The 9,910-nt window shown below is 62.0% G+C and carries 11 protein-coding genes; 6 read left to right on the top strand and 5 right to left on the bottom strand.

Annotated features, from left to right (window positions below; all coding sequences use genetic code 11):
* Positions 1-309: 309 nt before the first annotated feature.
* Positions 310-897, top strand: coding sequence for a UPF0149 family protein (locus tag UCMB321_RS08055; protein WP_040065204.1), 588 nt, complete (start codon positions 310-312; stop codon positions 895-897).
* Positions 898-916: 19 nt separating this feature from the next.
* On the opposite strand, the gene UCMB321_RS08050 is transcribed toward UCMB321_RS08055, so the two are convergent.
* Both UCMB321_RS08050 and UCMB321_RS08045 read right to left on the bottom strand, forming a co-directional pair.
* Positions 917-1,540 carry a tRNA-uridine aminocarboxypropyltransferase gene (locus UCMB321_RS08050; RefSeq protein ID WP_040065202.1) on the bottom strand — a complete coding sequence of 208 codons (624 nt, stop codon included), beginning with the start codon at positions 1,538-1,540 and terminating at the stop codon, positions 917-919.
* A gap of 14 nt (positions 1,541-1,554) precedes the next feature.
* On the bottom strand, positions 1,555-2,448 hold the full coding sequence (locus tag UCMB321_RS08045) for a LysR family transcriptional regulator (protein ID WP_040065200.1): 894 nt from the start codon (positions 2,446-2,448) through the stop codon (positions 1,555-1,557).
* Between the two features lie 165 nt (positions 2,449-2,613).
* Between UCMB321_RS08045 and speB the strand changes: the two genes are divergently transcribed.
* The 3 genes from speB (at position 2,614) to UCMB321_RS08030 (ending at position 5,777) form a co-directional block, all read left to right on the top strand.
* Positions 2,614-3,564, top strand: a complete 951-nt coding sequence (gene speB, locus UCMB321_RS08040; RefSeq protein WP_040065198.1) for an agmatinase — start codon at positions 2,614-2,616, stop codon at positions 3,562-3,564.
* Positions 3,565-3,856: 292 nt separating this feature from the next.
* Positions 3,857-5,236: a sodium:solute symporter family protein gene (locus UCMB321_RS08035; RefSeq protein ID WP_040065196.1), complete on the top strand. Its 1,380-nt coding sequence runs from the start codon at positions 3,857-3,859 to the stop codon at positions 5,234-5,236.
* Positions 5,237-5,525: 289 nt separating this feature from the next.
* A complete protein-coding gene (locus UCMB321_RS08030; RefSeq protein ID WP_040065194.1) occupies positions 5,526-5,777 on the top strand; it encodes an acyl carrier protein in 252 nt (83 codons plus the stop codon).
* A gap of 103 nt (positions 5,778-5,880) precedes the next feature.
* On the opposite strand, the gene UCMB321_RS31590 is transcribed toward UCMB321_RS08030, so the two are convergent.
* Entirely contained in the window at positions 5,881-6,006 is a 126-nt protein-coding gene (locus tag UCMB321_RS31590) for a PA1414 family protein (RefSeq protein WP_017124508.1), read from the bottom strand.
* A gap of 126 nt (positions 6,007-6,132) precedes the next feature.
* Positions 6,133-7,035 carry a putrescine utilization regulator PtrR gene (gene ptrR, locus UCMB321_RS08025; RefSeq protein ID WP_040065212.1) on the bottom strand — a complete coding sequence of 301 codons (903 nt, stop codon included), beginning with the start codon at positions 7,033-7,035 and terminating at the stop codon, positions 6,133-6,135.
* Positions 7,036-7,138: 103 nt separating this feature from the next.
* Between ptrR and UCMB321_RS08020 the strand changes: the two genes are divergently transcribed.
* Complete coding sequence (locus tag UCMB321_RS08020) at positions 7,139-8,314, top strand: YbfB/YjiJ family MFS transporter (RefSeq protein WP_040065193.1); 1,176 nt, start codon at positions 7,139-7,141, stop codon at positions 8,312-8,314.
* 60 nt (positions 8,315-8,374) lie between these two features.
* On the opposite strand, the gene UCMB321_RS08015 is transcribed toward UCMB321_RS08020, so the two are convergent.
* Positions 8,375-9,211 (bottom strand): CvfB family protein, encoded by an 837-nt coding sequence (locus UCMB321_RS08015; protein ID WP_040065191.1) that lies wholly within the window; start codon positions 9,209-9,211, stop codon positions 8,375-8,377.
* Positions 9,212-9,557: 346 nt separating this feature from the next.
* On the opposite strand from UCMB321_RS08015, the gene UCMB321_RS08010 reads away from it, so the two are divergent.
* Complete coding sequence (locus UCMB321_RS08010) at positions 9,558-9,746, top strand: hypothetical protein (RefSeq protein WP_209437143.1); 189 nt, start codon at positions 9,558-9,560, stop codon at positions 9,744-9,746.
* Positions 9,747-9,910 lie beyond the last annotated feature (164 nt).

The raw sequence follows: 9,910 nt of genomic DNA, 5'->3' as shown, positions 1-9,910 counted from the left end.
CTCATTTAGTGGACTAAACTCCGCTTCCTCGCCTGTTTTTGCCTTGCCTGATCGCCGCTCGGCGAGTTCTCGTACAGCCCTGAAGGTTGGCTCAAGATTCGCCGATTTCACGAAAAAATCCGTAAGCAGGCATTTCCCGAACCGTCCTGAAGACCCGCCGCGCATCACAAAGCGCGGCAGTATACCCGAGCGTCCGACGGCAAGGGGCGATGCCGGTCGGTTAAGGGAATTCAGTGCTTGCTGGCCTGGGGGCTCAAGAACGCCTAGAATTGCCTATCGTTTATTCCCTTATTCCCAAGGTAGCCTTCAATGTCCTTCGCTGAGCAACTCACCCGCCTGCAAGCCTTCCTCGACGCCGACGAGCTGCACGAAGAAGCGCTGGACTACGTGGCCGCCCATGGCTACCTGACCGCGTTGTCGATCTGTGCCGAGATCGTCCCCGATCGTGAATGGATCGACGCCCTGTTCGCCGAGGAGCCGCACTACAGCGACGCCGCCCAGCGCGAAGAGATCGAGGCCACGCTGATCCAGCTCAAGGCCCATATCGCCCGTCAGCTGGCGTCCGATGAAGAATTCGAACTGCCCTGCGACCTGGACCTGGGCGACGACCCGGACGATTCCGAACTGCGCGGCTGGTGCATCGGCTTCATGGAAGGCGTGTTCCTGCGCGAGGAAGCCTGGTTCGAAACCGCCGAGGAAGAAGTCAGCGAGATGCTCCTGCCGATCATGGTCGGTTCCGGCCTGTTCGACGAACAACCCGAATTCGCCGATATCGCCTCCGATGCCAACCTGATGGACGACATGGTGGTGCAGATCCCGGAAGCCCTGACCGCGCTGTACCTGCTGTGCAACGCCCCGGACGAGAAACCGGCGATCCTCAAGCCACGTCATCACTGAGTCGGCTGATCGCGTGAGTTCAATCGCCCGGCACTGCCGGGCGATTTTTTTCGTGATTGCGCAGGAAAGTCTCCTCACCCATCGCCCGGATCTGCCCTTCGATCAACGCCTCGAACGGCCTCAGCAACGCCGCGAACGAAGCCGGTGCTTCAAGGGTTTCCAGCGCCTGGACAATCGCCTCCACCGTCGACAGCGCCCCCGCCTCCGGCGCCTTGCGCAATCGGTAGCGGGAAACCGCCCCCTCCCCCAGCGTCACCCGTGGCAATGCCGCCAGCAACGGATTGAGGTAGAGCAGCTTGCGCGCCTTGCGCCAGGTGCCGTCGGGTACCACCAGCAACAGCGGCAGGTCGCCCGGTGCGGCCGTATAAGCCTGCAAGGGTTGCGCATCGTCCGCCGGAAACAGCAACTTCGCCTGGTAACCGGGTCGCTCCAGCAGTCGGGGTAGATCCTCGAAGACTTCACCGACCCGCAGCTCGGCGTTGGCCAATCCCAGCGCCGCAAACCGGGCGGTGTTCAGGGCATGGTTGACCTCGCTGGGGTGCTGCAACAGCAGCACCCGGGTACGACTGTCCAATTGCGGGATCAGCGCGCACAGGCAATGGTTTTCAGGACGCAGGCAGCGTTCACAGCGGACTCTGGACATTGAATGACTACCGATCAGGGCTGGTTGAGCTGCGCTTTGAGCAGGTCACGGAACGTCTGGATCAAGGGTTCGCGGCTACGCCCCCGACGCAGGATCATGGAGAACGGAGCCTGGTAACCGAAGGTCGCCGGCAACAGCACCCGCAGGTCGCCCTTGTCGGCCCAGGGTTGCGCGTAGTGCTCCGGCAGGTAGCCGATATAGGCGCCGGACAGCACCAGGATCAGTTGCGCCTCCATGCTTTCCACCGTCGCCGCACTGTGCTTGAAACCATGGCGCGCCAGCTCGGCCTGGCTCCAGTAACCGCGTCCGACCATACGTTGCTGGGTAATCACCTGTTCCGGGATGCGTCGCTCGTTGTACAGCGGATGGCGATTGCTGCAATACAACCAATGCTGCTCGCGGTACAGCGGCTGGTAGACCAGCCCGCTCATGCGCGTGGAGAAAGCGCCGATGGCCAGGTCCAGGCGGTTGTCCTGCACACCGAGCTGCAATTCGTAGGGGCTCATCACCGACAGGTGCAAATGCACCGCCGGGTGCTCCTGGCTGTAGGCGCCAATGGCCTCGGCCAACGGCAACGCCGGTTCGCTGACCGTGGAGTCGATCACCCCCAGGTTCAAGGTACCGCGCAACTCCCCCTTGAGGGCGGCGGCGTACTGCTCGAAACCTTCGAGTTCGCCGAGCAGGCGCAGGGTTTCCTGGTGGAACAGCTCGCCCTTGCTGGTCAGGCTGAAACCGCCGCGTCCACGATGACAGAGCACCAGGCCCAGGGAGGCTTCGAGCTGGCTCATGTAGGTGCTGATGGCCGAGGTCGAGAGATTGAGTTCCTGCTGGGCGTTGGCAAAGCCCTGGTGCCGGACCACGCTGACGAAAATGCGCAATAGTTTGAGGTCGGGTAAAGCGTTGGCCATGGGAGTTCCTGTGCAAGGTCTGCATTGCCGGAAACAAATCTATCCCTCAGTTTCCCATTAGTTTAGAAAAATCTGAACTAACTATTTGCCGTCAGCGATTCTTCCCGCCCGGCGCCTTTCGCAGAATCGCCCCCTGATAACCAAAATAATTGATGAGGCTTACCCGTGGACAAGATTCTTCACCAACCACTGGGCGGTAACGAAATGCCGCGCTTCGGCGGTATCGCCACCATGATGCGCCTCCCGCACCTGCAATCGCCCGCCGGCCTCGATGCCGCGTTCATCGGCGTGCCGCTGGACATCGGCACCTCGCTGCGCGCCGGGACCCGTTTCGGCCCGCGGGAAATCCGCGCCGAATCGGTGATGATCCGCCCCTACAACATGGCCACCGGCGCCGCGCCCTTCGACTCGCTGTCGGTCGCCGACATCGGCGACGTGGCGATCAACACCTTCAACCTGCTGGACGCCGTGCGCATCATCGAAGAAGCCTACGACGCCATCCTCGAACACAATGTCATCCCGCTGACCCTGGGCGGCGACCACACCATCACCCTGCCGATCCTGCGGGCCATCCACAAGAAGCACGGCAAGGTCGGCCTGGTGCACATCGACGCCCATGCCGATGTCAACGATCACATGTTCGGCGAGAAAATCGCCCACGGCACCACCTTCCGCCGCGCCGTGGAAGAAGGCCTGCTGGACTGCGACCGCGTGGTGCAGATCGGCCTGCGCGCCCAGGGCTACACCGCCGAGGACTTCAACTGGAGCCGCAAGCAGGGCTTTCGCGTGGTCCAGGCCGAAGAGTGCTGGCACAAGTCCCTCGAGCCCCTGATGGCCGAAGTACGCGAAAAAGTCGGCGGCGGCCCGGTGTACCTGAGCTTTGACATCGACGGCATCGACCCGGCCTGGGCGCCCGGTACCGGCACTCCGGAAATCGGCGGCCTGACCACCATCCAGGCGATCGAGATCGTCCGCGGTTGCCAGGGCCTCGACCTGATCGGCTGCGACCTGGTGGAAGTCTCGCCCCCCTACGACACCACCGGCAACACCTCGCTGCTGGGCGCCAACCTGCTGTACGAGATGCTCTGCGTACTGCCCGGCGTCGCCCACCGCTGAGGATCTCCATGAACGCGGCGCCCGACCCAGCGGCCTGGGCGCCTGGATCCCCGGCCCGCTGGAGGGCCTGTACTTCACCAACCTGACCGATGGCATCGACATCAGCCTGCCGATCACCCTCGGGCCGGCCTCACTGATATACCCGGCCCTGCCCGGCCTGTTCCCGGAAACGGTACAGGCCCATGGACCGCAGGATGCGCGCAGCCACGATGGCAAAACGTTGAAGCCTGGAATGCGCCAGGCGGCTTGAACCACAGCTCACCATAAAAAAGATAATCGGAGACACGCCGTCATGGCTTTGGATTTATTGGTTGTACTCATTTATGCCGCTGGCATGCTCGTGCTCGGCTACTACGGCATGCGCAAGGCCAAGACCCACGAAGACTACCTGGTGGCCGGGCGCAACCTGGGCCCGACGCTGTACATGGGCACCATGGCCGCCACGGTACTGGGCGGCGCTTCCACGGTCGGCACCGTGCGCCTGGGCTACGTCCACGGGATTTCCGGCTTCTGGCTCTGCGCGGCCCTCGGGTTCGGTATCATCGCGCTGAACCTGTTCCTCGCCAAACCGCTGCTGAAGCTGAAAATCTTCACCGTGACCCAGGTCCTGGAGAAACGCTACAACCCCATGGCCCGCCAGGCCAGCGCGGTGATCATGCTGGCCTACGCGCTGATGATCGGCGTGACCTCGATCCTGGCCATCGGTACCGTGCTGCAAGTGCTGTTCAACCTGCCGTTCTGGCTCTCGGTGCTGCTGGGCGGCGGTGTGGTGGTGGCCTACTCGACCATCGGCGGCATGTGGTCGCTGACCCTGACCGATATCGTCCAGTTCATCATCAAGACCGTGGGCCTGATGTTCATCCTGTTGCCGATCTGCCTCTACCGCGTCGGCGGCTGGGACGAACTGGTGAGCAAGCTGCCGGCCGCCAGCTTCAGCTTCACCACCATCGGCTGGGACACCATCATCACCTACTTCCTGATCTACTTCTTCGGCATCCTGATCGGCCAGGACATCTGGCAACGGGTGTTCACCGCCAAGGATGAGAAAGTCGCGAAGTATGCCGGCAGCGTCGCCGGGGTCTATTGCATCGCCTACGGCCTGGCCTGCGCGCTGATCGGCATGGCCGCCCATGTGCTGATTCCGGACCTGGCCAACGTCAACAACGCCTTTGCCGCCATCGTCAAGCTGTCGCTGCCCGACGGCATTCGTGGCCTGGTGATCGCCGCGGCCCTGGCGGCCATGATGTCCACCGCCAGCGCCGGCCTGCTGGCCGCCTCTACCGTGCTGACCGAAGACCTGCTGCCGAAACTGCGTGGCGGCAAACAGTCGAGCCTGGCGGTGAACCGCCTGTTCACGCTGCTGACCGGGATCGTCGTGCTGGGCATCGCCCTGGTGGTCAGCGACGTGATCAGTGCCCTGACCCTGGCCTACAACCTGCTGGTGGGCGGCATGCTGATTCCGCTGATCGGCGCCATCTTCTGGAAGCGCGCCACCACCAGCGGTGCCATCAGCAGCATGACCCTGGGCTTCATCACCGCCCTGGCGTTCATGATCAAGGACGGCCTGGACGCCAACACACCGATCTACTACAGCCTGGCCGTCGGCCTGATCAGCTTCGTCGTGGTCAGCCTGCTGTCCCCGCGCCCGGCCACCGTAGCCGGCGCCATCTGATATCGCGGTTACTTCAGCGGGTGCGACGTCGGTTGTCGCACCCGTTTTTTTTACCGGTCGCCCTCTGCACCGAACGCCCTTGCGCCGCCCAGGAAGATGAACGGTCAAGCCCTTCACGAAACTTGTGCTGTACTGGCCTACAGCGACTACTTTCTTGGTTGACAAGTAAGTACAAGGATCGCGGGTATCATCCCCGACAGCTATCGCCATACCCCAGGAAAGGGTCGAACAACAAGAAGTCTTTCCCTGCGGCGCAGTCCCGCCGCCCTTGCCCAAAGAGCCCGGACGCATGAGAAGAACCCATATTCGCAAGAGCGTGCATGATGTCGTCAGCCAACGGCTCGATGCCCCTCAGGCGTTCGCCGACGATCAGACCTTGCAGACGCTGGGATTGGATAAACAGGACATCGAAGAACTGATGTTCCGTCTTGAAGATGAGTTTGATCTGACAGCGTTTACCGAAGAGGAAGACCGCTTGCTCAAGGAAGCGGTCACGGTCAACGACTTGAGTCGTTTCCTGCAGAAGATTGGCCGGCATTGAGCCAGGGACACCAGGTTCGGCGTCTGCGCCGACCGCGTGACCCGCTCAGAGGGTGTACGAGCCAGCGCCCCCCGGCGCAAGCCCCGTCACCCCCTGAAAACGCTTACCGACGCGGCTGACGACGACGGCGCTCATCGTCCGTGCGAATAGGCACCGGCTGCAGTGGCGGTTCGATCAGGCCAAGGGCAACACCGAGATCATGGAGCCAAGTTTGCAGTTTGTCTTTCATATAGCCCCCTTCAGGGTAATGCGAGCGACGGAGTTCTGTAGCCGCTTCACACAGATCATAGCCCTAAGTCCTACGCAATGCTGTCCCTCGCGCAAGGATCTTCGATATAAATCATGGCAAAACGCTTCAAGCCGACGCACGGAACCCTTCGGTGCTGTTCGTCGGCGGGAGCACGGTGGTTTTCTGCAACTCGATCCAGGCCGCCAGGTTGGCGCCGACCATGCCCTTGCGCCACATCAGCCAGGTGCTGGCACTGGCAAAAGGTTCGACCAGCGGATGCACCGACACGCTTTCCCGCCCGGGCAGGCTGGCCAGCATCGATTCGGACATCATCGCCACGCCGGAACCGGCGGTCACACAGGCGAGCATCCCAGGATAGGATTCGATCTCGATGGCCCGGCCCATGGTCGCGTGATAGTGGCCGTACCAGGCCTCCAGCCGCAGGCGGTAGGCACAGCCACGGCGAAAGGTGAACACCGGCTGCCCCTGCACATCCAGGGCGCTGCGCACCGGCGGGTGATCGGCCGGGCAGATCAGCACCAGGGTTTCATCGCAGAACGAAATGCCGTCGAGCCCGGCCAGCTGCAGCGGGCCATCCACCAGGGCCGCATCGAGGCGCCCCGAGACCAGCCCTTCGAGCAGTTCGCCGCTGGGCGCGGACTGCACCTGCAGGTTCACCTCGGGATAAGTGCGGTGATAACGCGCCAGCATCGATGGCAGGTAAATCGCCGCGGTGCTGTACATGGTACCCAGCACGAAGTCCCCCGCCGGCTGACCGCCGCGCACGGCAGCATGGGCCTCGTCATGCAGCGCGAACAACCGGCTCGAGTAATCGAGCAACACCTTGCCGGCCGGAGACAGTTGCAGGCGCTGGCGCTCCCGCAGAAAGAGTTCGACGCCCAGCTGCTCCTCAAGCTGTTTGAGTCGCGTGGACAGGTTCGACGGCACCCGGTGCAGGCGCTCGGCGGCGCGGGTGATGGAGCCTTCCTCGGCCACCGCCTGGAAGATCCGCAATTGGCTGAACTCCATGACCATCTCCAAAAATGAACAAGTTACTCACTATTATTCATTTTTAAAGAAAGTCAATCGATCCTAGCCTAGCGGTCATAGTCCTCTGCCAGGAAATGACGCCATGTCACCTCTGATTCGCCTGACCGCCTGCTTCATTGCCCTGATGATGGCCATGGGGGTTGGTCGCTTCGCCCTGACCCCGCAACTGCCGCACCTGATCAGCGAAGGCCAGATCGACCTGACCGCGGGCGGCCTGATCGCCGCCGCCAACTACCTGGGCTACCTGCTGGGCGCGGTGGATGCCATGTTCGCCCGGCGCGCGGAACAAGTCCGCCTGCGCCTGCTCGCGGGCCTGTGGCTTTGCGTGCTGCTGACCCTGGCGTCGTTCTGGGCCCACGGTTTCTGGTCGCATTGGTTGCTGCGCTTCGGCACCGGGGTCGCCAGTGCCTGGGTCGTGGTCATGATCACCAGCCTGAGCCTGCCGCTCGCCCATGCCGCTGGCCGGCCACGGCTCGGCGCCCAGGTGTTTGCCGGCCCTGGCCTGGGCATCATGCTCACCGGCCTGCTGGCACTGGGCTCGAACCTGCTGGGACAGAACTCGTCGACCCTGTGGCTGGTGTACGCCGGCGTCGGCCTGCTGATGTTGCTGCTGATCCTGCCGTTCCTGCCCCTTCCGAGCGCCACGCCCGCCGCTGCCGCCGCCCCCGTGGCCGCGGACAGCGAGCAGCAGCCCATCGGCCATCTTTGCCTGGTCTATGCCTTGTATGGCCTGGGCTACATCATTCCGGCAACCTTTCTCTCGCAGATGGCCAATGCGCGCTTCCACGGCCAATGGCAGGCCGACCTGTTCTGGCCCGGTTTCGGCCTGCTCGCGGCCCTCGGCGTGGTGCTGGCAAGTCTGCGTCGCGCCAGCCCCGAGAGTACCCGCCGCTGGCTGATGCTGACGCTCTGGCTGCAGGCCGCCGGGGTCTTCGCTTGCCTGTTGTCGAGCGGGCTGGGGCTGGTTCTGGGAGTCATGCTCTGCGGGACGCCATTCCTGGCCTGCATGCAGTTGGTCATGCAGCGCTCGCGGGAACTGGCGCCGCACACGACCCAGCGCAATGCCGGACTGCTGACCGCCTGTTTCGCCATCGGTCAACTCAGCGGCCCCTTGCTCGCGGCCTTGAGCAGCCACTTCAGTGGTGGTCTGCAAGCGGCCCTGATCGTGGCGGGCAGCGGCCTGTTGCTGGCAGGGTTGGTGTTGTTGCGGCCGGCGGTGACCCCCTCGGTGCCGGCGTCGGCCATGGCTCAACGCTGAGCCTCGCAGGGCGTGTGGCAGGCAGGACAGCGACTCTGTCCCGCCTCGGCGACGAAAGTTTCAGCTCAACTCGATGCGATCGGCATGGATCACAATCTGCCCTTGCTTGTAGAGCGCGCCAATCGCCTTCTTGAAGTTGCCCTTACTGACGCCGAACAAACCACTGATCACGCTCGGATCACTCTTGTCGCTGACTGCCAGTACACCGTTGTTCTCACGCAACTTGGCGAGGATCTTCGCGTTCAGGCTACCGGAGGCTTCCTCGCCCACGGGTTGCAGGCTCAGGCTGATCTTGCCATCGGCACGAATTTCCTTGATGAAGCCTTTTTCCTCTTTGCCGGCACGCAGGAACTTGAACACTTCGTTCTTGTGAATCAGGCCCCAATGCTTGTTGTTGATGATCGCCTTGAAGCCCATGTCGGTCGCTTCGGCCACCAGCAGGTCGACTTCCTGGCCGACCTTGTAGCTGGCCGGCGTCTTGTCCAGGTAACGGTCCAGGCGGGCCGTGGCGGTGATGCGACGGGTATGCTTGTCGAGATAGACATGCACCACGCAATAGTCGCCGGCGCTCAACTGGCGCTTCTCTTCGGAATACGGCAACAACAGATCCTTGGGCAATCCCCAATCGAGGAAAACACCGATACTGTTAACCTCCTTGACTTTGAGACTGGCGAATCCACCGACTTGAACTTTTGGTTTTTCCGTCGTGGCAATCAACTTGTCAGCGCTGTCCAGATAAATGAAAACATTCAGCCAGTCTTCATCTTCACTGGGAATATCCTTGGGGATATAACGATTGGGCAGGAGAATCTCGCCGTCCGCGCCACCGTCCAGATACAAACCGAAATTAGTGTGTTTAACCACTTGCAAGCTGTTATAACGCCCGACTAGAGCCATTTCCAATACCCTCATTACGTGGACGGCATTCTACCCGAGTTTCGCGGCGCTGTTTCACCGCGCTTGCCGCCGGGTGCCCCCCCCCTGCAAGGCTTGATTTTCAAGGGCCTACCTGCAGAAGCACGTCCGTTCGTCAGACCGTTGGCTACGCCCTGCCTTGAAATCCTGCCCTTACGCGAAAGATATCGAGGCCCTGTTACGAATCAAAACAGTAGCTTAGCCAACAATAACAGGGACCATGTGAAGATACTCCCAATGGCTCCTTGACGTTTCACTGGATATTTATCAAGCCATTGTCAAGCCTTTCAGGTAAGATGGTCGATCCCGTTTATATCTATACAGGTTAATGGCCGCCATGCGAGTAAAAGCATCCACCAGCAAAGCAAAGCCCGCTCCAGCCGTTGAGACCAGCGATTCGATCAACGAGCAAATTGCCGCTTTCCTGAAATCCGGCGGCGAGATCCAGCAAATTGCCAAGGGCGTCAGCGGCCAGACTTTCGCTCCCTCGAAACAGATCAGCCTCGGCAAAAAGTAATTCCCCCCCTCGCAACACCCAAGCCACTCTGCGCCTTGAACCTCAAGGCGCAGGGCTGAAGCCCCCTCCTCCGACACCCACTGCACGAAACGCGCTGATCGATCCGCGTGCAGGTCACCGCGCGTCGGCATCAGCCGCCGTGGTCATCTATGGTAACTATTACG

The sequence above is a fragment of the Pseudomonas batumici genome, from assembly GCF_000820515.1.
GTDB classification, from domain to species: Bacteria; Pseudomonadota; Gammaproteobacteria; order Pseudomonadales; family Pseudomonadaceae; genus Aquipseudomonas; species Aquipseudomonas batumici.
This window is presented reverse-complemented; position numbering and strand designations above follow the sequence as displayed.